Source organism: Albidovulum marisflavi, from assembly GCF_025751435.1.
GTDB lineage: Bacteria > Pseudomonadota > Alphaproteobacteria > Rhodobacterales > Rhodobacteraceae > Albidovulum > Albidovulum marisflavi.
Map to the genome: position 1 here is coordinate 23,129 of NZ_JAOWKY010000003.1, position 18,536 is coordinate 41,664.

Sequence of the window (18,536 nt, forward strand, 5' to 3'; positions counted from 1 at the left end):
GTCGGGGAGAATTAAATGGCTTATGTCGCAAGCACGCCGAAGGAGCCCTTTCGGCTGAGCATGCTCGTATACGACACGCGGTATCGTTCCTATACGATCCAGATTGTCGTTCTCTTGCTGTTCCTGGCTTTCCTGGCCTGGCTGCTGAACAACACGGTCGAGAACCTGGCCGCCAAGGACAAGGACATCAACTTCAGCTTCCTGTTCCAGCGTGCCGGTTACGATATCGACCAGCAGCTGATACCCTATACGAACGACAGCACGCATGGCCGTGCGTTGTTCGTGGGGCTTCTGAATACGCTGATCGTCGCGTTTTTCGGCTGTATCCTGGCCACGTTGATCGGCGTGTTTGCCGGTGTGCTGCGGCTGTCGCACAATTGGGTCGTGTCGCGGCTGATGACGGTTTACGTCGAAACCTTCCGCAACGTCCCCTTGCTGCTCTGGATCATCCTCGCCTTCGTCGTCTTTTCCGAAACGGCCCCGGCCCCTCGCGATTTCCGCGTGACCGAGGAAATGGCCGCTGCTGGCGAAGAACCCGCGGCGTCCAAGATCCTTTTCGATTCGGTCGCCTTCACGAACCGGGGTGCCAGCATTCCGCGACCCTATCTTGACCACTCGCTTGGCAGCTTCAGTGTGCTGGACGTTCCGATCAACCTGTCGGTCGTTGCGGCGCTGGCGCTGATCGCGGTCGGCGTCTGGATAAACCGACGGCTTGTCGTCCATGCCAGGTCCGTGCAGGAGGCGACCGGCGTACGGCCCACCATCTGGTGGAAAAGCCTGCTGATCCTGTTCGGCCCGATCATCGTCTTCCTCTATGCGCTGGGCTTTCACCTGGAGTATCCCGAGCTCAGGGGCTTCAACTTCCAGGGGGGCATCAATGTCGCGCATTCCTTCACGGCACTGCTGATCGCGCTTTCGCTTTATACCGGCGCCTTCATCGCCGAAGCCGTGCGCGCGGGCATCCTTGCCATCTCCAAGGGCCAGACCGAGGCAGCCTATGCGCTGGGCCTGCGTCCGGGGCGGACGATGCGACTGGTCGTGCTGCCCCAGGCGCTGCGTGTCATCGTGCCGCCTTTGATCAGCCAGTACCTGAACCTGACCAAGAACACGACGCTTGGCATGGCGATCAGCTATTTGGACCTCAAGGGCACGCTGGGCGGAATCACCTTGAACCAGACAGGGCGCGAGCTTGAATCGATGCTCCTGATGATGGCGATCTACCTGGTCCTGAGCCTGATCATCTCTTCCGGGATGAACGTCTACAACACAGCCATGAAGCTGAAGGAGCGCTGACATGACCCAGGCGACCTTCGTCCGAAAGGAAATGCTCGCACCGCAGGAGCCGCCGGTCTCTGAAAGGGGCGCCATCAAATGGGCGCGCGAGAATCTGTTTTCCTCCCCGCTGAATTCCCTGCTGACGGTGGTCGGCATCGTCGTGGTGTTCATGTTGATCAAGAGCGCACTTCCGTGGCTCTTGCACGGCGTCTGGAATGCCAGCTCGCTGCCCGAATGCCGGGAGATCATCGAAGCCCGATACGGCGAGGGGGCGACCGGTGCGTGCTGGGCCATGGTGCGCGAGCGCTGGCACCAATACCTTTACGGCTTCTATCCGCAAGAGCTGTTCTGGCGCCCGACACTGGCTTTCGCCCTGATGTTCGTGGCGCTGGCGCCGGTCCTGTATCTCGGGAACCGCACGGTCAACACAATCATGGCCGGGATCGTCACGGTTCTGACCACCTTGGCTCTGGTGGGCGTGGCGATGGCCTTCCCGCAAACCATCGCGGGGGCGGATGCCGGGTTCGGGGCGCTGCTGGTCGCTGTGGTACTGCTTGCCGCGCTGACTGCGGTCGCGTGGCTTGCCCCGCGCAAGCTGCTGATCTTCACGCTGCTTTATCCGGCGATCGGTTTCTACCTGCTTTGGGGCGGATCCATCTGGGGGCCGATCGGGACGCTGGCGGGCTTTGCCATCCTCGTCTTCGTCTACAGCCTGACCAAGGGCCAGTTGGGCGTTGTGGTCGCCACCGGCGCCGGCGTGGTCGCGGCCTCGGTCTGGTGGCTTGCCATCCAGTCCCACGTCACCGGGGCGCTGCATTCGATCGTTCCGATCGGCACGACCCATGTCGACTCGGATGAATTCGGCGGATTCCTTCTGGCCTTCGTTATCGGCGTGACCGCGATCGCGGCCTCGCTGCCGATGGGGATTCTTCTGGCGCTTGGCCGACGGTCGGACATGCCGCTGATCAAGGCGCTATCGGTGGGGTTCATCGAATTCATCCGCGGCGTGCCGCTAATCACGATGCTGTTCACCGCGTCCCTGCTGCTGCAGTACTTCCTGCCGCCGCGGACGAACTTCGACCTGATCCTGCGCGTCATCATCCTCGTCACCTTCTTCTCGGCGGCTTATATCGCCGAGGTGATCCGGGGCGGGCTTGCGGCTTTGCCGCGCGGCCAGTACGAGGCCGCCGACGCGCTTGGCCTGGATTACTGGCAGGCGCAGCGCCTGATCATCATGCCGCAGGCTCTGAAGATCTCGATCCCGGGGATCGTCTCCTCGTTCATCGGGCTCTTCAAGGACACGACGCTTGTCGCCCTTGTCGGTCTGCACGACCCGCTTCAGGGCGTGACCAAGGTCGTTCGTGCCGCGATCGAATGGAAGGGCATCTACTGGGAGCCCTACATCTTCGTCGGCCTCATCTTCTTCGCCTGCTGTTTCAGCATGTCGCGGTACTCGATGTACCTCGAACGCAAGCTGAAACGCGATCACCGTTAAGGAGGTTCCCATGTCGGACCCGCACGCCATCACCCGTGAGATCGACCGCAGCCACATGCAGGTGTCGGACGAGGTCGCGATCCAGATCAGCAGTATGAACAAGTGGTACGGCCAGTTCCACGTGCTGCGCGACATCAACATGACCGTGAACCGCGGCGAACGCATCGTGATCTGCGGCCCCTCGGGGTCGGGCAAGTCCACGCTTATCCGGTGCATCAACCGGCTTGAGGAACATCAGTCGGGCCACATCATCGTCGATGGAACCGAGCTGACTTCGGATCTCAAGAACATCGACAAGGTGCGCTCCGAGGTTGGGATGGTGTTCCAGCACTTCAACCTGTTCCCGCATCTGACGATCCTGGAAAACTGCACGCTGGCCCCGATCTGGGTTCGCAAGACCCCGCGCAAGGAGGCCGAGGAAACGGCCATGCACTACCTGTCCAAGGTCAAGATCCCGGAGCAGGCCCACAAGTATCCCGGTCAGCTTTCGGGTGGCCAGCAGCAGCGCGTGGCCATCGCCCGGTCACTTTGCATGAAGCCCCGGATCATGCTGTTCGACGAACCGACCTCGGCGCTGGACCCCGAGATGATCAAGGAAGTGCTCGACACCATGATCGAGCTTGCGGAAGAGGGGATGACGATGCTCTGCGTCACGCATGAAATGGGCTTCGCCCAGGCCGTGGCGAACCGCGTGATCTTCATGGACCAAGGCCAGATCGTCGAACAGAACGAGCCGAAGGAATTCTTCAACAATCCGAAATCGGATCGGACCAAGCTGTTCCTGAGCCAGATCCTCGGACACTGATTGCAAATGCCGGAAGGCAGGCCCCGGCCACAGGCCGGGGTCTTTGTTTCTTCAGTCCCGCCCGGATGGCACGAAGAAATCCAGAACCGACCCCTTTCCGGGTTCGACCTGTGACCAGGACGACGTGTCGAAATCGACGACCAGCGTGGCTGCGGTTGGATAGCGGTGGAAATCCGGGTCTACCGGCGCACGGGCGGGCAGCATTCCGGCAAATGCGGCGATGCCGGGGTTGTGTCCGATCAGCATGACACAATCGCCCGTGGCCTGGCGCAGGGCCTTGAGCATCGCATCTGGCCCCGCGTGGTAAAGGCCTTCATCGAACTCGACCTTGGGCGTGACCTCAAGCGGCGCTGCGGAAACCGTCGTCCAGGTTTCCCGCGTGCGCTTCGATGAGGAACACAAAACCTCTTCGGGTTCGTATCCCCGCGAATGCAGCCATTCGCCCAGCTCCAGCGCCGCGCGGCGGCCGCGTCGGTTAAGCGGCCGGTCGAAATCCTCAAGCCGGGGATCGTCCCAAGCCGATTTTGCGTGGCGCGTCAGAATGAGGCGGCGGTGCCCGGCTGGTGTCATCTGTGAAATTGCCTCATGTGATATGCTGATTGTTCCGGCAGCCTGCCATAGGCTTGCGACACCGGGCAAGCGCGACGAACCGCACAACCCAAAGAAAGGCAATCGTCGCCCTGTTCCTGGTCCAGCCAGGCATGGCAGCCCGGCAGGTCATAGCCCGCGCCCGTCAAGGCAAGGGCAGGGCACGCGGACAGGCAGGGCTTCGCTTCGCAGACATCACATGGATTCGCGGGAGGATCCGGGAGCTCCAGTTTCTCACCCAAGGCGAGAGCGCCGCGATAACTGACCCAAAGCCCGGCGCTGTCGTGAACCAGAAGGCGCACCGGAGAGGCCCAGGCCCGGCCCGACGATAGCGCCCAGCGAAAGAAGGGCGCGTAGGGCGGCCCGTCCGAGGGGAAGATCGCGCGTGCGCCCAGGTCCGCTGCAATCGACCCAAGCGCCCGCTTCGACCAGCGGTCGATGGGATCCGGATCCCCGTCCTGCCATTCCGGCTGTGACGTGAGGTGCGGCCAGAATCCGGGCTCCGCCGGGCCGAACAATAGAAGCGTGCCGGTGCCGGGCGGCGCGCTGTCATCCGGGCCGGGATGGAACGCACCGAATACCGCAAGCGAATGCGGTCTTGCCAGGTCGGCGATTGCTTGGAGCGTGCTCACTGCCCGCGCGGTTTCACCCGTGGCTTGGTCGATCGGATGATCGAGCCCGCGCCATGGTCGGTGAACAGCTCCAGCAGGCAGGCGTTCGGCACCCGCCCGTCCAGGATCACGACCGCGCGAACCCCGTCCTCAAGCGCTGCAAGCGCGGTTTCGGTCTTGGGGATCATGCCGCCCGCGATCACGCCCTTTTCGGTCAGGTCACGGACCTCTTGCGGGCTGAGCTGAGTCACGACGGACCCGCTTTCGTCCTTCACGCCGGACACGTCGGTCAGCAGCAGCAGGCGATCTGCCTTGAGCGCGCCCGCAATGGCGCCTGCCGCGGTGTCGCCGTTCACGTTGAAGGTTTCATTTTCGTTCTGCCCGGTGGCGACGGGCGCAACGACGGGGATCATCCCTGCACCGAACAGGTCGCGCAGGATCTGCACGTTCATCTCGACCGGGCGGCCGACGAAGCCAAGTTCGGGATCGTCCGCCTCGCAGACCATCAGGTCGTCGTCCTTGCCCGAAATGCCGACCGCGCGGCCGCCCTGATCGTTGATCGCCTGCACGATGCGCTTGTTGACCAGCCCCGACAGAACCATTTCGACCACCTCGACGGTGGCCTTGTCGGTGACGCGCTTGCCGCGCACGAACTCGGACTTGATGCCAAGCTTGTTCAGCAGGTCGTTGATCATCGGGCCGCCGCCATGCACGACGACCGGGTTCACGCCCACCTGGCGCATCAGGACGATGTCACGGGCGAATTCCGCCATCGCGTCCTCGTCCCCCATCGCGTTGCCGCCGAACTTCACCACGACCACCGCGCCCGCGTAGCGCTGAAGATAGGGAAGTGCCTCGGAAAGTGTCCGGGCGGTGGCGATCCAGTCACGGTTCATGTCTTGCTTTCTCATCGGGCATCCCATGGGCTTTGCTGCGTTTGTTAGCCCCTTGAGACGCCCCTGCCAAGTGTCTTGGGGGAGTTGCCTTTCCCCCGCGATTGCCTAGGTTGCCCAGAACAGAAGGGGAAAGCCATGGCCGAGCAGAAGACACTTTTGTTGACGGGTGCGTCGCGGGGGATCGGACATGCGACGGTAAAACGCTTCGCGCGAGAGGGTTGGCGCATCCTGACCTGTTCCCGCCATCCCTTCCCCGAAGGCTGTCCCTGGGGCGGCGGACGCGAGGATCACATCGAGATCGACCTGGCCGATCCGGCGGCGACCATGGCCGCCATCGAGGTCATTCGCGACAGGCTGGGCGGCAAGCTGCACGCCCTGGTCAACAACGCGGGAATTTCGCCCAAGGGGCCGGGTGGAAGCCGGTTGAACTCGATCGAAACGGACCTGCGCGACTGGGGCAAGGTGTTTCATGTCAACTTCTTTGCGCCGATCGTGCTGGCGCGTGGGCTGAAGGACGAGCTGTCCGCGACAAAAGGCGCGGTCGTCAACGTCACCTCGATCGCGGGCAGCCGCGTCCACCCCTTCGCCGGCGCAGCCTACGCGACCTCGAAGGCGGCGCTGAAGGCGCTGACGCGCGAGATGGCGCATGACTTCGGCCCCCTGGGTGTCCGCGTCAACGCCATCGCGCCGGGAGAGATTGAAACCTCGATCCTGTCGCCCGGAACCGAACGGATCGTCGAGGGATTGCCGCTGCGCAGGCTGGGCCAGCCGTCGGAGGTTGCCGACGTGATCTGGTTCCTGTGTTCGGACGCGTCGAGTTATGTCACCGGCACCGAGATCGAGGTGAATGCGGGCCAGCACGTCTGAACGCGGGACGGCCCCGGTCCGGCACAGGGGGGCTATTCGAGCGATGCGATCAGGGCGCGAAGGGTTTCGATCCCGTCGCCCTTCTCGGACGAGGTCAGGACGATTTCTGGATAGGCCGCCGGATGCTTGGCCAGGGCTTCGCGCACCTGGGCCAGTGCCTTTTCGCGGTCCTTGACCGAAACCTTGTCCGCCTTGGTCATCACCACCTGAAAGGTGACCGCGGATTTGTCGAGCAATGTCAGGATCTCGTCGTCCACGGCCTTGATGCCATGGCGCGTGTCGATCAGCACGAAGGCGCGGCGCAATGTCTGGCGGCCCGACAGGTAGTCCTTCAGCAGCGCCTGCCATTTCTTGACCACGGCCACCGGCGCCTCGGCGAAGCCATAGCCTGGCAGGTCGACCAGGTAGGGGCCGCCGGGTGTCGTGAAGTAGTTGATTTCCTGGGTCCGCCCCGGTGTGTTCGAGGCGCGGGCAAGGCTTCTGCGCCCGGTCAGCGCGTTGATCAGGCTCGACTTGCCGACGTTCGAACGTCCCGCGAAACAGACCTCGATCCGGTCTGCGGGCGGCAGGCCATCCATGGCCACGACGCCCTTAAGGAAGGCGACATCGCCCGCGAAAAGCTTGCGCCCGCGTTCGCGCGCGAAGTCGTCGGGTTCTGGGGCAAGCGGAAAGGCAAGCGTCATTGGATCGTGACCTCATCACCAAGGGTAATCGCGCCCGAGCGGGTCACGACGGCATAGGTGCCGAAATCTTGGTGACCCCATGCCGTCTTGAGCGCAGCAAGGGTATCGGCATCGGAGATGCCGGTATCGGGATCCACGGTCGTCGCCTTGCACCGGGTAATGCGTTGCCGGACCTCAAGCTCAGCTCCGCCGATCCGGAGTGTCTTGCCGATCAGGTCAAACTCGGCAAAGGGCGGCAGCCCGTCGATCCAGAGGTTACCGCGGAAGCGGTGCGGGGAAATTTCCCGTCCCATGCGGGCGGACAGTTCGCCCAAGGAAGACAGACTCAGGATCGAGATGAAGGGGTCCGGCCAGTCGGTCATCGCCTGGCCGGGGACGCGCCCCACGAAGGCGGGCGACGGACGGTCCGAAGGCCAGAGCGGCCGCAGCCAATCGATCAGCGCCGCCGCGTCGGCTGCGTCATCGGGCGCGATGGACAGCGGTGAGGCGTCCGGATGGGTCAGGGTTACGCGCCGGCTTTCGGTATCCGACGTGGTCCGGATCGCCATCAGCTTGTGGCCAACAACGCCGCGCAAGAAGTTCAGCTTCGGCGACCACTCGGTCAGCGCGCGGCCGAACTTGGCGGCCTCGTGCGCGACGGCCCATTCCCGGTCGAATGGCAGGGCGCGACCCTCTGTCAGGGTCGCGCCTTTGATCTCCTCGTATCCGATCGACTTGATCGGGTGGCGGCAGACAAGGGCGAGCCGCGCGGTCATTTGCCCGACTGGCCGCGCTTTATCCCGGCCTTGATGTTGCCGAAGATGTCGGGGCGTTTCCCGTGCATCGTCATGATCGTGTACTGCTGGATGAACGTGATCGTGTTGTTCGCGATCCAGTACAGCACAAGGCCCGACGCGAAGGATCCGAGCATGAACATGAAGATCCAGGGCATCCAGGCAAAGATCGCCGCCTGTGCCGGATCGGTCGGTGCCGGGTTCAGTTTCTGCTGGAACCACATCGAGATGCCCAGAAGAATCGGCAGCACGCCGAGCGAGAACATGAACAACAGCGAACCTTGTTCCGGCGTGGCCCAAGGCAGAAGGCCGAAAAGGTTCAGGATCGAGGTCGGATCGGGCGCCGAAAGGTCACGCAGCCAACCCACGAACGGGGCGTGGTAAAGCTCGATCGTGACGTAGATCACCTTGTAGAGGGAAAAGAAGATCGGGATCTGGAGAATGATCGGCAGGCAGCCCGAGGCTGGATTGACCTTTTCCTTCTTGTAAAGCGCCATCATGCCCTGCTGAAGCTTCTGGCGGTCGTCGCCCGCAGCTTCCTTCAGTTTTTCCATCTCGGGCTGCAATTCCTTCATCTTCGCCATCGAGATGTAGGATTTGCGCGCCAGCGGGAAGACCAGGGTCTTGATGACCAGGGTCAGCGCGATGATTGCCCAGCCCATGTTGCCGATCAGGCCGTGCAGCAGGTGCAGAAGCCAGAACATCGGCTTGGTGAGGAAGAAGAACCAGCCCCAGTCGATCGAGTCGATGAAGCCTGCGATCTTCGGACGGTCCGGGTCGGCGTTGATACCGGAAAGCTTGTCAAGCACGCCCGGATCGTTTTCGTAGCGCTTGATGGTTTCCCATTCCTTGGCGCCCGCGAACAGCATCGTCGTCGCTTCGGCCGTCGCCCCCGGCGCGACCTCGGTCACGGGAAGGCGGGTTTCGGCCTGGTAGATGTCATTGGACGCCGCATAGCGCACGACCGAGGTGAAGGCCTGACCCGGCGTCGGGATCAGGGTCGCCATCCAGTACTTGTCGGTGAAGCCGATCCAGCCGTTTTGCGCAACTTCGACAATGTCGGCATTGCCTTCGCCCTGCACGACGTCGAGTTCCGGGATGTCGTCGTACTTGATCTCTTGCAGCTTGCCATCGGACCCGCGGACGAGGCCTTCGTGCAGCACATAGATGCGCTGAGAATCCGGGATGCCATGGCGGGCGATGATGCCGTAGGGCGCCAGGCGGACGCTGGCCCCTGTGTTGTTTTCGACCGATTGGGTGATCGTGAACATGTAGTCGGCGTCGACCGAGATCGTGCGGTTGAAGACAAGGCCCGCGCCGTTGTCCCAGCTCAGCGTGATCGGCGTGTCGACCGTCAGCCGCGCGCCTTCCGGCGCGCTCCAGATGGTGCGGGCATCGGGTAGCAGTTCGGGATCGAGCCCGCCTGCCGCCTGCCAGCCGTAGACTGCGTAATAGGGCGTGGTCTGGTCTTGTCCGCCGATCGGCGCAAGCAGCCGGACGTCAGGGGAATCGGCCGCGAGCGTCTGCTTGTAGTCGCGCAGAAGAAGGTCATCGATCCGGCCGCCGGCCAGCGACAGCGAACCCTTGAGCCGCGGCGTGTCGATCTCGATTCTGGGCGCGGTCGCGGCGCTGACGGGCGCGGGTGCGGCTGTCGCTTCGGCCACGACGGGGGCGGTCACCTGTTCGGCCGCAACGACGTCGGCCGGCACCGTTTCCGGCTGCGGCATCGGCGGCGTGAAGAAGGTGTACCACACGAAAATGACCGCTGCCGAAAGCACGGTCGCGAGGATGAGGTTCTTGTTCTGATCGTCCATCAGGGACACACCGCCAGTCATTCCAGATCAGCGCCGGTTCAACAGAACGGGCGCTCAAAGGTCAAGCGGTTTCCTGCGAATGCCTGCGGCGCAAGGCGCTTTGCGGCGGGGATGGCCCGAAGAAGGTTCGTGTATCCCCGTTCGCGCCGGTCCGAGGTGCTCCATCTCGGCGCTGCTGCGGCCGATGCCGGGTTGCAAGCTGGTCGCCGCACACCTGCGCATCCGCGCGCGCGCGCCCAGGCGCTCAGTCCCCTGCGGGAAGCCTGGGAGGCGAGACTTGGTCTGTGCCCGCTCCGGTTTCCGCGCGTTCGCGGATGAGGCCCGCAAAATCGAACAGTGCGGGGTCAAGCAGGTGCGAGGGGCGCGCATTCATGAGCGCGCGGAACATGACCTGCCGGCGACCGGGGCTGCGCGCCTCCCATCCATCGAGGATCTGCTTGACCTGCTGGCGCTGAAGGCCGTCCTGGGACCCGCAGAGATCGCAGGGAATGATCGGGTAGTTCATGGCGCGGGCGAATCTTTCGCAATCCGCCTCGGCCACGAAGGCCAGTGGGCGGTAGACGAATAGATCCCCGTCCTCGTTCACCAGCTTCGGCGGCATCGTGGCCAGCCGTCCGCCGTGAAAGAGGTTCATGAAGAAGGTTTCAAGGATGTCGTCTCGATGATGGCCAAGCACGATGGCCGAACAGCCCTCTTCCCGCGCGATCCGATAGAGGTTGCCGCGACGAAGTCGCGAGCAGAGCGAACACATCGTGCCCCCCGGCGCGATCTTGTCGGTGACGATGGAGTAGGTGTCGGCGTATTCGATCCGATGCTCGACCCCCATCCGGGTCAGGAACTCGGGCAGCACCGTCGCCGGAAAGCCGGGCTGGCCCTGGTCGAGGTTGCAGGCCAGAAGGTCGACGGGCAGAAGGCCGCGCCACTTCAGCTCGTGCAGAACTGCCAGAAGGGTGTAGCTGTCCTTGCCGCCCGACAGGCAGACAAGCCAGCGCGCGCCCCGCTCGATCATGCCATAGGCCTCGATCGCCTCGCGCACCTCGCGCACGATGCGCTTGCGGAGCTTCTTGAACTCGGTCGAGTTCGGCGCCCCCGCGAACAACGGATGGATATCGTCAAGGTCGTCAAGCATGGGCGTCCCCTAGCGCGAAGTGGGCTTGCCGCCAAGGGGATTCGCCAGATCTCTTGCTTTACGCGGCGCGGCTGATACCTTTCCGGCAGGGGCGGAAGGAAGGAACAGCATGGCGAAGTCCGCACCGGAAGATGCCGCCGCGCTCAAGGCCGTGCGTGAGGCGGAAAAGGGGCTGGTCCGGCTTCAGAAAGAGCTGCGCAAGTCGATCAAGAAATTCACCAATGGCGAGTCGGATCGCCAGAAGATCAAGGCCGCGCAGTCAAAGATCCTCGATTTCATGGCCAGACAGAAGTCGACGCTCAAGCTGCAGCGGTCGGCGGCTTTCGACAAGCTGTCGGAAGAGGCCCAGGCCGGGTTGGTCTGGCTTGATGGTGTGACGAGCGATCTGAACAACCTTCTGGGACGGCTCGAGTTCTGCAAGCGGATGATGAAGCGCGACCCGGAGGGCGACCGCAAGATCCTGGTGAAGACGGTGCGCGACTTCCGGGCCGAGATCGGTCAGCCGCCGAAGGGGCTTGGCGTCCTTCTCAAGATGGTCAAGCAGGGGACAGAGGCTAGGCATCCGGCGGGCGCGCAGCTTGCCGCGCTGCCGATGATCATCCTGTTCTGGCTGATGGTCGAGACGATCGTGCGGGGCTTGCGCAAGCGCTAGTCTGGGACGTTGTCGACCCCCGATCCGCCCCATGGATGGCAGCGCAGGATGCGCCGGGCGGCAAGCCAGCTGCCCTTTAGCGCCCCGTGCTTTTGAAGCGCTTCCAGCGCATAGGCCGAACAGGTCGGATGGTAGCGGCAGCCATGACCCACCCACGGGCTGAACAGAAGCCGGTAGGCGCGGACCGGAAGCGCGACGATATGGGCAAGCGGGCTCATCTGTCCTTGCCGTGAACCTGGCCGAGCGCGCGGACCAGATCGCCAAGCAGAAGCTGGAAGTCGCGGTTGGCGGTGTCGTCGCGGCGCCCGACCAGCACATAGTCCCATCCGGGGCGCCCGTGAAGGGGAAGGGTCAGGCGGGCGGCCTCGCGCAGGCGCCGCTTGGCACGGTTGCGCGCGACGGCGTTGCCGACCTTCTTGGAACAGGTGAAGCCGACGCGGATCGTGCCGCCACCGGGTTCGTCCGATTTGCGCCTGCGCGCCTGCAGCAGGAAGGACTGGGTCCCCTGCCTGCGGGCCTGTGCCGCGCGCAGGAAATCCGCGCGCTTGGCCAGAACCTCCAGGCATGGCAAGGCCGCCGGTGAAATCGCCGTTTCGGGGACGTGCCCGTCAACGTGGTCCACCGGCGGCGCCATGCCGTGAATTCCGGTTGCTGGCCTCAGGCCGAAAGGACCTTGCGGCCCTTCGCGCGGCGTGCGTTCAGAATCTTGCGGCCACCTTTGGTCGCCATGCGCGCACGGAAGCCATGACGGCGGGCGCGGACGAGGTTCGACGGTTGGAAGGTGCGCTTCATCGCTTCAACTCCGGTAGGGGCGACCCAAACCCGCTAGGATTCGAGGGCCGCTGTCATTCGAAGCCCGGCTCATAGACGCGGTCGGACGCCAAGTCAACTCGCCTGCGGCATTTTTCCACCGTCAACATGCCGATAGGCGGGGATGATTTGCCTGCTATTCCCTGTTCTTTGGCGGCCGACTTTGCTAGCCATGAACTAAATCATCACGCGCCGGTTGTCAGCCGGGAAAGTTCGTATGTTTTTGAACACGCTGTCAGGCCGTTTCCTGCTGTTGACGATGGTCTTCGTCATGCTGGCCGAGGTTCTGATCTTCGTGCCTTCGGTGGCGCGTTTCCGTGAAGACTACATCCTGTCCCGACTTGAGCGGGCACAGATCGCGTCGCTTTCACTCCTTGCTGCCGGCGACATGATCGACCAGGCGGTCGAGCGCGAGCTGCTTGCCAACGCAGAGGTGTTCAACGTTGTCCTGCGTCGCGACGAGATCCGCCAGCTTGTCCTGTCGTCGCCCATTCCGGGGCCGATCGAACAGACCTTCGACCTTCGGCAGGCCCCGGCGTGGGAGCTGATCCGCGATGCCTTCGCCGTGCTCTTCGACCCTCGGGATCGCGTGATCCGCGTGATCGGCGATCCCGTGAAACAGGCGGGTCTGCTGATCGAGGCCACGATGGCGACCGCGCCCCTGCGCCAGGCGATGATCGACTACGGCCTGCGCATCCTGGGGCTGTCCGCGGTGATTTCCGCCCTGACGGCGGCGCTCCTGTTCTTCGCCGTCCGCCGGGTCCTGGTCACGCCGATCCGGCGCGTGGTGGACAGCATGCGCACCTATGCCGACGCGCCCGAGGACGCGCGCCGCGTGATCGAACCGCAATCGGACGTCGTCGAACTGCGCGAGGCCGAGGTCGCGCTTCAGATGATGCAGAAGCAACTGACCCAATCCCTTCGGCAGAAGGAACGGCTTGCCCAGTTGGGCGCCGCCGTCGCCAAGGTCAGCCATGACCTGCGCAACATCCTCACGACGGCTCAGCTGTTTGCCGACCGGATCGAGGAAAGCGCCGACCCCATGGTCAAGCGCGCGGTCCCCAAGCTTGTCGGCTCGATCAGCCGCGCTGTGGGCTTGTGCGAAACGACGCTTGCCTTCGGCAAAGCCGAAGAGCCGCCCCCCAGCGTCAGCCGGTTCGGACTGGCCGCCCTTGCCCAGGAGGTGGCTGAAACCGAGCGGCTGGCGGCGGGCGACAGCGCGGTCGAGATCGTGACCGACGTCGCGAACGACGTCGTCGTGCGCGCGGACCGCGATCAGTTGAACCGCGTCCTGACCAACCTCGTGCGCAACGCGCGGCAGGCCATCGATATGACGGGCCAGCCCGGAACCGTCGAGATCGCCATCGGCGAGACAGCGGATGGCTGGTGGGTCAGCGTGGGCGACACCGGACCCGGCCTGCCCGCGCGCGCGCGCGCCCATCTTTTCGAACCCTTCCAGGGCGGCGCCCGGAAGGGCGGAACCGGTCTTGGCCTTGCGATCGCAGCCGAACTGGTCAGGGGCCACGGCGGCAGGCTCGAGCTGGTCAGATCGGATGCCGAGGGCACGGTGTTCCGTCTGGTGGTTCCACGCGCGGCCCCTGCCGGCACGGCAGCGCGCGCTTCGTGACGATCATGCACGTCATGTCGTTTTCGCCCTTGCAATGCCCCGGCGGCATCGCTAAATCCCACTCCCACGCACCCGTAGCTCAGCTGGATAGAGCACCAGACTACGAATCTGGGGGTCAGGAGTTCGAATCTCTTCGGGTGCGCCACTTCCCACCAAATCGATCTGAAGCGCATGGGTTCCGCCCGCGATTTCGCGCGAGTCCTGCGCTAGACGTATGCCCCCTTCGGCGCAAAGCTTGAGGGATCGGCGCGCTTCCAGCGAAGCAGGTAACCAAAGCGGTCCTGCTCTTCGCGCAACAGGAAACCCTCGGGCAGATAGGGATAGACTTCATCGCCGGTGACCATGTCGCGGTCCGTTTCGCGCATGATCAGGTGATAGGGCAGGAAGCCCGATGGATGCTCCAGCCCCGCCGCACCTGTCAGCTCGCCAAGCGCCTTGAGCGTGTTCTTGTGGAAATTGACGACCCGCTGGGTCTTGTCGGTGACCACCAGCGCGCGGGCGCGCAGCGGATCCTGCGTCGACACGCCCACCGGACAGTGATTCGTATGGCAGGCCTGGGCCTGGATGCAGCCGATCGAAAACATGAACCCGCGGGCAGAGTTGGCCCAGTCGGCGCCCAGGGCAAAGGCCTTGGCGATGTCGAAGGCGGTGATCAGCTTGCCGGACGCGCCCAGCCGGATGCGGTCGCGCAACCCCGCGCCGCGCAGCGTGTTGTGGGTGAACGTCAACCCTTCAACCAGCGGCATCCCCATGTGATTGGCGAATTCCAGCGGCGCGGCGCCGGTTCCGCCCTCTTTCCCGTCGACCACGATGAAATCCGGCGTGACGCCGGTTTCCAGCATTGCCTTCACCATGCACATGAATTCGCGCCGGTGTCCGATGCAAAGCTTGAAGCCGACGGGCTTGCCCCTGGAAAGATCGCGCAGCTTCGCGATGAACTCCATGAAATCCAGTGGTGTCGAGAAGGCGCTGTGCCCGGGAGGAGATATGCAGTCGACCCCCATCGGAATGCCGCGCGCCTCGGCGATCTCCGGCGTGATTTTTGCTGCGGGCAGCATGCCGCCGTGGCCGGGCTTGGCGCCCTGGCTCAGCTTGACCTCGATCATCTTGACCTGGGGGTCGGCGGCCTGTTCAGCGAAACGATCGGGGTCGAAGCGCCCATCGCTGGTTCGGCAGCCGAAGTAACCGGATGCGATTTCCCAGATCAGATCGCCGCCGCCTTCGCGGTGATAGCGAGAGATCCCACCCTCGCCCGTGTCATGCGCGAAACCACCAGCCTTCGCGCCCTTGCTGAGCGCGAGAATCGCGTTCGCTGAAAGCGATCCGAAGCTCATGGCCGAAATGTTGTAGATCGACGCGTCATAGGGTTGCGTGCAATCGGGCCCGCCGATCGTCACGCGGAAATCGGTATTCGCGATGTGTTTGGGCTGGATCGAATGCGTGAGCCATTCGTATCCCGCCTCGTAAACGCGGGCGCGGGTACCGAAGGGGCGCTTGTCCTCGACGCCCTTGGCCCGCTGATAGACGATCGAGCGATCGTCGCGCGAAAACGGCAGTTCGTCGTGGTCGCTTTCGATCAGGTACTGACGGATTTCGGGGCGGATGCCTTCGAACATGAACCGCATATGCCCAAGGATCGGATAGTTCCTGAGGATCGCATGGCGGGTCTGAAGGACGTCGTGCACGCCGATGGCAGCAAGCGTCCCGAATACCCCTGCGCCGACCCAGGCCCAGGGATGGACCGCAGCCAGCGCAAGCGCCACGAGCGTAAGTGCGATGCTGCCAATGAAGAACGAGAACCGTTCAAGCGATCCCAACCCCATTCAGATGTCCTCCCAAGACATGATGGGGATCAGCTAGCACCCGGATGGCCGGGCAAGCAAGAAAGGCTTGCGCTGCCGCATGCGGAACCCTGGGGCCGCGCGCCATGGGCGGGCGCGGGCCTCGGCGCGGGCGCGGGGCTCCCTGTCTAGCCGGAAAGCTTGGCGTGCACCTCGGCAAGGTCGATATCTGCGGTCGGCATCTTGTTGGCAGGGTTCTCGAAATCGTACTTGAACAGCGCGAAGTCGCGTTTGTAGATCTCGTAGACCAGGTGCATCGACAGGTCGTCGAAATAGTCCTCGACGGGATGCGCGCGCTTGGGCCCATGCCCTTCGCTTTCGTTGAAGCGCGGGATGTCGGACAGGCTGACGGGGCAGGGCGTCTGGATGTTGTCCAGTACCACCTGCATTCCCTCGTTGAATTTCTCGGTCCAGATGATCTGGTCGTAGCGCCCGCCGTTCGCGATGAATGTGGCGACATGGCCCGACATCGACGACCAATGGATGTCAGGGTCCATCGGGCGGTGCCAGCGGATCGTGTCCCGCGCGAACAGGAGGAAGCGGCGAAAGCTCTTGATCTGGTCGAACTCGAACCCGCTTTCGGGTTTTCCGACCTCGATCCCATATTTCTGGATCAGCATCGGGACAAGCTTGCCGCGATAGCGCTTGCCGTTGCGCTGGATGCCGCAGATCTTGTCGAAGAACGACGACAGGATGCGCGTGTAAGGATTGCGGACGCAGGTGAAGGAGAACGACTTGTGCGCCAGCACGTTTGCCTCGATCGGTCCCTGGCTGTCGTCCTGCGCCCACTTGTGCAGCCCGGCGGTCGAATCGTGGATGTCGCCGTCGAAGAAGCGCCCGTGATCCGAATAGAACATGATCTGCCCGATCGTCGAACAGGCGCATTTGGGAACGACGCGATAGACCATGCTTTCGCTTTCGGTCATCCACGTGCCGGGGAAACCCATGAACCGCTTCCTTTCACTTCTGCCCTTTTGTGAGGCATATACCGAACAACGCTTTAAGAAACAGAAATAACCTCTGTCAATTCGATCGCTGATGAAGCTATTGAGCGAAGGGCAAACACTGTTCCAACCTTACCCGGTTCATGGCCAAGATCGCTTTCATTCTGCTTTGTCACAAGGATCCGGAGGGCGTGATCCGTCAGGCCAAGAGCCTTGCGGAGGCCGGGGACGTTGTCGCCATCCATTTCGATGGCCGCTCGGGCGCCGAGTCCTACAAGAAGATCCGCCAGGGACTGGATGGCGTCGCTGGCGTGACTTTCGCCGCGAGGCGGATCAAGTGCGGCTGGGGCGAATGGAGCCTTGTCGCCGCGACGCTCGAGGCGGTGAAGGCCGCGCGCGCGGCATTTCCGGATGCGACCTACTACTACATGATCTCTGGCGATTGCATGGCGATCAAGTCGGCCGAGTACGCACATGCCCTTCTTGATGCGGAAGACGTGGACTACATTGAAAGCTTCGACTTCTTCGAAAGCGGATGGATCAAGACCGGCATCCGCGAAGATCGCCTGATCTACCGGCACCTGTTCAACGAGCGAACGCACAAGCCGCTGTTCTACGCAAGCCTGAACCTTCAGCGGCGGCTGGGACTGGCGCGGGCCATCCCAAAGGGCCTTCGCATGATGATCGGCAGCCAATGGTGGTGCCTGCGGCGGGATACGATCGACAAGGTCTTGGCGTTCTGCCAAAGCCGTCCCGACGTCGTGCGCTTCTTCCGCACCACATGGATACCGGACGAAACATTCTTTCAGACGCTCGTGCGCCATCTGGTACCCGGAAACGAGATCCGGTCGCGTACGCTGACGTTCCTGACGTTTACCGACTATGGAATGCCGACGACCTTTCACAACGATCACTACGAATTCCTGCTGGCACAGGACAGCCTTTTCGCGCGCAAGATCAGCGCCGAGGCGCTTGGACTCCGGCGCCGCCTGGCGCGGCATTACCAGGGAAGCGACCGTGCGGATGAGGTCTGCGGAGGCGGGCGCCGGACGGTCGCGCTGATGACCGGACTGGGGCGCGAGGGCCGCCGCTTTGCCCCGCGGGCCTGGGAAGTTGGGGGCCGCATCGGCAAGGGGCGCGAACTGCTGATCGTCTCGTGCAAGAAATGGCACGTCGCCAAACGACTGGCCGCGGCAATCCGTGGCGCGACGGACCTGCCGACACTGGATTACGTCTTCGACGAGGCGGGGGCGGCAATGCCCGACCTCGGGGGCATCGAAAGCAGCCTCGCCAAGCGTTCACGCCACCGCCGCGCGGTCCTGCGGCTTGTCTTCGACCACTACCGGACCAATCGTCTGGCGATCTGTCTGGATCCTTCGAACCTGACTTTGGTCCAGGACTGCGCCACGGATGGTGCGCGGCTTCGCATCCTTGAGATCGGCGTGGATTTTTCCGACACTTATCTGGAAGGGCACGCCAGGCGCGTCGGACTCGCGGGCGACAGGACCCCGGCCAGCGCCATGGCGGCACTGGTCCCCGCGATCCGCCGGCAGTTCTCGCTTGAGAGCGAGCGGCTGGCCGAAACCAAAGGGGCCGAGTATCTGCGTCTGGACCCCGGCGACGGATTGCAGGAAAACGCGTCGACGCTTGCACGATTTCTTTCCATCCCCGAGGAAAGTGCGCGCAAGATCGCATCGGCGCAGCATCTATTCGACGATTGAGGAGC

General features: G+C 63.5%; 19 protein-coding genes and 1 tRNA gene. 8 read left to right on the forward strand and 12 right to left on the reverse strand.

Annotation, left to right across the window (positions count from 1 at the left end):
- The first annotated feature begins 15 nt into the window (after window positions 1–15).
- From OEW28_RS11960 to OEW28_RS11970, 3 genes are read left to right on the forward strand one after another with little or no spacing between them, the layout of a single operon-like run.
- Window positions 16–1,293, forward strand: coding sequence for an amino acid ABC transporter permease (locus OEW28_RS11960; protein ID WP_263735007.1), 1,278 nt, complete (start codon window positions 16–18; stop codon window positions 1,291–1,293).
- Between the two features lies 1 nt (window position 1,294).
- Window positions 1,295–2,770 carry an amino acid ABC transporter permease gene (locus tag OEW28_RS11965; RefSeq protein ID WP_263735008.1) on the forward strand — a complete coding sequence of 492 codons (1,476 nt, stop codon included), beginning with the start codon at window positions 1,295–1,297 and terminating at the stop codon, window positions 2,768–2,770.
- A gap of 10 nt (window positions 2,771–2,780) precedes the next feature.
- Window positions 2,781–3,575 carry an amino acid ABC transporter ATP-binding protein gene (locus OEW28_RS11970; protein WP_318527545.1) on the forward strand — a complete coding sequence of 265 codons (795 nt, stop codon included), beginning with the start codon at window positions 2,781–2,783 and terminating at the stop codon, window positions 3,573–3,575.
- A gap of 51 nt (window positions 3,576–3,626) precedes the next feature.
- Here the strand turns inward: OEW28_RS11970 and OEW28_RS11975 are convergent, their stop codons facing one another.
- From OEW28_RS11975 to argB, 3 genes are read right to left on the reverse strand one after another with little or no spacing between them, the layout of a single operon-like run.
- Window positions 3,627–4,145 carry a SixA phosphatase family protein gene (locus OEW28_RS11975; protein ID WP_263735009.1) on the reverse strand — a complete coding sequence of 173 codons (519 nt, stop codon included), beginning with the start codon at window positions 4,143–4,145 and terminating at the stop codon, window positions 3,627–3,629.
- The gene (locus OEW28_RS11980; RefSeq protein WP_263735010.1) at window positions 4,142–4,795 is read right to left on the reverse strand and encodes a ferredoxin; all 654 of its coding nucleotides are present in this window, start codon (window positions 4,793–4,795) and stop codon (window positions 4,142–4,144) included. The genes OEW28_RS11975 and OEW28_RS11980 overlap by 4 nt, the downstream gene beginning before the upstream one ends.
- Entirely contained in the window at window positions 4,792–5,670 is an 879-nt protein-coding gene (argB, locus tag OEW28_RS11985; protein WP_263735361.1) for an acetylglutamate kinase, read from the reverse strand. Before argB ends, OEW28_RS11980 begins: the two co-directional genes overlap by 4 nt.
- A 135-nt stretch (window positions 5,671–5,805) precedes the next feature.
- On the opposite strand from argB, the gene OEW28_RS11990 reads away from it, so the two are divergent.
- Window positions 5,806–6,537, forward strand: coding sequence for an SDR family NAD(P)-dependent oxidoreductase (locus tag OEW28_RS11990; protein WP_263735011.1), 732 nt, complete (start codon window positions 5,806–5,808; stop codon window positions 6,535–6,537).
- Between the two features lie 32 nt (window positions 6,538–6,569).
- On the opposite strand, the gene yihA is transcribed toward OEW28_RS11990, so the two are convergent.
- The 4 genes from yihA to ttcA form a co-directional block, all read right to left on the reverse strand.
- The gene (gene yihA / locus OEW28_RS11995; RefSeq protein ID WP_263735012.1) at window positions 6,570–7,220 is read right to left on the reverse strand and encodes a ribosome biogenesis GTP-binding protein YihA/YsxC; all 651 of its coding nucleotides are present in this window, start codon (window positions 7,218–7,220) and stop codon (window positions 6,570–6,572) included.
- Window positions 7,217–7,975 carry an MOSC domain-containing protein gene (locus OEW28_RS12000; RefSeq protein WP_263735013.1) on the reverse strand — a complete coding sequence of 253 codons (759 nt, stop codon included), beginning with the start codon at window positions 7,973–7,975 and terminating at the stop codon, window positions 7,217–7,219. Before OEW28_RS12000 ends, yihA begins: the two co-directional genes overlap by 4 nt.
- Window positions 7,972–9,807: a membrane protein insertase YidC gene (gene yidC / locus OEW28_RS12005; RefSeq protein WP_263735362.1), complete on the reverse strand. Its 1,836-nt coding sequence runs from the start codon at window positions 9,805–9,807 to the stop codon at window positions 7,972–7,974. Before yidC ends, OEW28_RS12000 begins: the two co-directional genes overlap by 4 nt.
- 244 nt (window positions 9,808–10,051) lie before the next feature.
- On the reverse strand, window positions 10,052–10,936 hold the full coding sequence (gene ttcA / locus OEW28_RS12010) for a tRNA 2-thiocytidine(32) synthetase TtcA (protein ID WP_263735014.1): 885 nt from the start codon (window positions 10,934–10,936) through the stop codon (window positions 10,052–10,054).
- A gap of 109 nt (window positions 10,937–11,045) precedes the next feature.
- On the opposite strand from ttcA, the gene OEW28_RS12015 reads away from it, so the two are divergent.
- On the forward strand, window positions 11,046–11,588 hold the full coding sequence (locus OEW28_RS12015; RefSeq protein WP_263735015.1) for a hypothetical protein: 543 nt from the start codon (window positions 11,046–11,048) through the stop codon (window positions 11,586–11,588).
- Here the strand turns inward: OEW28_RS12015 and yidD are convergent.
- Genes yidD through rpmH form a run of 3 tightly spaced genes read right to left on the reverse strand, consistent with a single transcriptional unit; the run spans window position 11,585 to window position 12,380 of the window.
- Window positions 11,585–11,806, reverse strand: coding sequence for a membrane protein insertion efficiency factor YidD (gene yidD, locus OEW28_RS12020; protein WP_263735016.1), 222 nt, complete (start codon window positions 11,804–11,806; stop codon window positions 11,585–11,587). The genes OEW28_RS12015 and yidD overlap by 4 nt on opposite strands.
- Window positions 11,803–12,222, reverse strand: coding sequence for a ribonuclease P protein component (gene rnpA / locus OEW28_RS12025; protein WP_263735017.1), 420 nt, complete (start codon window positions 12,220–12,222; stop codon window positions 11,803–11,805). Before rnpA ends, yidD begins: the two co-directional genes overlap by 4 nt.
- A gap of 23 nt (window positions 12,223–12,245) precedes the next feature.
- Window positions 12,246–12,380 carry a 50S ribosomal protein L34 gene (gene rpmH, locus OEW28_RS12030; RefSeq protein WP_263722497.1) on the reverse strand — a complete coding sequence of 45 codons (135 nt, stop codon included), beginning with the start codon at window positions 12,378–12,380 and terminating at the stop codon, window positions 12,246–12,248.
- Between the two features lie 235 nt (window positions 12,381–12,615).
- Between rpmH and OEW28_RS12035 the strand changes: the two genes are divergently transcribed.
- Together OEW28_RS12035 and OEW28_RS12040 are read left to right on the forward strand one after the other, a co-directional pair.
- Window positions 12,616–14,025, forward strand: coding sequence for a sensor histidine kinase (locus OEW28_RS12035; RefSeq protein WP_263735018.1), 1,410 nt, complete (start codon window positions 12,616–12,618; stop codon window positions 14,023–14,025).
- Window positions 14,026–14,093: 68 nt separating this feature from the next.
- Window positions 14,094–14,170: transfer RNA gene (locus OEW28_RS12040), tRNA-Arg, on the forward strand.
- A gap of 61 nt (window positions 14,171–14,231) precedes the next feature.
- Here OEW28_RS12040 and OEW28_RS12045 read toward each other — a convergent pair.
- Both OEW28_RS12045 and OEW28_RS12050 read right to left on the reverse strand, forming a co-directional pair.
- Window positions 14,232–15,848 carry an FMN-binding glutamate synthase family protein gene (locus OEW28_RS12045; RefSeq protein ID WP_263735019.1) on the reverse strand — a complete coding sequence of 539 codons (1,617 nt, stop codon included), beginning with the start codon at window positions 15,846–15,848 and terminating at the stop codon, window positions 14,232–14,234.
- A 146-nt stretch (window positions 15,849–15,994) separates the two neighbouring features.
- Window positions 15,995–16,813: a sulfotransferase family protein gene (locus tag OEW28_RS12050; RefSeq protein ID WP_263735020.1), complete on the reverse strand. Its 819-nt coding sequence runs from the start codon at window positions 16,811–16,813 to the stop codon at window positions 15,995–15,997.
- Window positions 16,814–16,953: 140 nt separating this feature from the next.
- Here OEW28_RS12050 and OEW28_RS12055 point away from each other — a divergent pair, with 140 nt between their 5' ends.
- On the forward strand, window positions 16,954–18,531 hold the full coding sequence (locus OEW28_RS12055; RefSeq protein WP_263735021.1) for a beta-1,6-N-acetylglucosaminyltransferase: 1,578 nt from the start codon (window positions 16,954–16,956) through the stop codon (window positions 18,529–18,531).
- Window positions 18,532–18,536: the final 5 nt, after the last annotated feature.

Coding starts and splice junctions, on each gene's coding strand:
- OEW28_RS11960 (WP_263735007.1), top strand. CDS start 16: ATGGCTTATGTCGCAAGCACGCCGAAGGAGCCCTTTCGGCTGAGCATG.
- OEW28_RS11965 (WP_263735008.1), top strand. CDS start 1,295: ATGACCCAGGCGACCTTCGTCCGAAAGGAAATGCTCGCACCGCAGGAG.
- OEW28_RS11970 (WP_318527545.1), top strand. CDS start 2,781: ATGTCGGACCCGCACGCCATCACCCGTGAGATCGACCGCAGCCACATG.
- OEW28_RS11975 (WP_263735009.1), bottom strand. CDS start 4,145: ATGACACCAGCCGGGCACCGCCGCCTCATTCTGACGCGCCACGCAAAA.
- argB (WP_263735361.1), bottom strand. CDS start 5,670: ATGAACCGTGACTGGATCGCCACCGCCCGGACACTTTCCGAGGCACTT.
- OEW28_RS11990 (WP_263735011.1), top strand. CDS start 5,806: ATGGCCGAGCAGAAGACACTTTTGTTGACGGGTGCGTCGCGGGGGATC.
- yihA (WP_263735012.1), bottom strand. CDS start 7,220: ATGACGCTTGCCTTTCCGCTTGCCCCAGAACCCGACGACTTCGCGCGC.
- OEW28_RS12000 (WP_263735013.1), bottom strand. CDS start 7,975: ATGACCGCGCGGCTCGCCCTTGTCTGCCGCCACCCGATCAAGTCGATC.
- yidC (WP_263735362.1), bottom strand. CDS start 9,807: ATGGACGATCAGAACAAGAACCTCATCCTCGCGACCGTGCTTTCGGCA.
- ttcA (WP_263735014.1), bottom strand. CDS start 10,936: ATGCTTGACGACCTTGACGATATCCATCCGTTGTTCGCGGGGGCGCCG.
- OEW28_RS12015 (WP_263735015.1), top strand. CDS start 11,046: ATGGCGAAGTCCGCACCGGAAGATGCCGCCGCGCTCAAGGCCGTGCGT.
- yidD (WP_263735016.1), bottom strand. CDS start 11,806: ATGAGCCCGCTTGCCCATATCGTCGCGCTTCCGGTCCGCGCCTACCGG.
- rnpA (WP_263735017.1), bottom strand. CDS start 12,222: ATGGCGCCGCCGGTGGACCACGTTGACGGGCACGTCCCCGAAACGGCG.
- rpmH (WP_263722497.1), bottom strand. CDS start 12,380: ATGAAGCGCACCTTCCAACCGTCGAACCTCGTCCGCGCCCGCCGTCAT.
- OEW28_RS12035 (WP_263735018.1), top strand. CDS start 12,616: ATGTTTTTGAACACGCTGTCAGGCCGTTTCCTGCTGTTGACGATGGTC.
- OEW28_RS12045 (WP_263735019.1), bottom strand. CDS start 15,848: ATGGGGTTGGGATCGCTTGAACGGTTCTCGTTCTTCATTGGCAGCATC.
- OEW28_RS12050 (WP_263735020.1), bottom strand. CDS start 16,813: ATGGGTTTCCCCGGCACGTGGATGACCGAAAGCGAAAGCATGGTCTAT.
- OEW28_RS12055 (WP_263735021.1), top strand. CDS start 16,954: ATGGCCAAGATCGCTTTCATTCTGCTTTGTCACAAGGATCCGGAGGGC.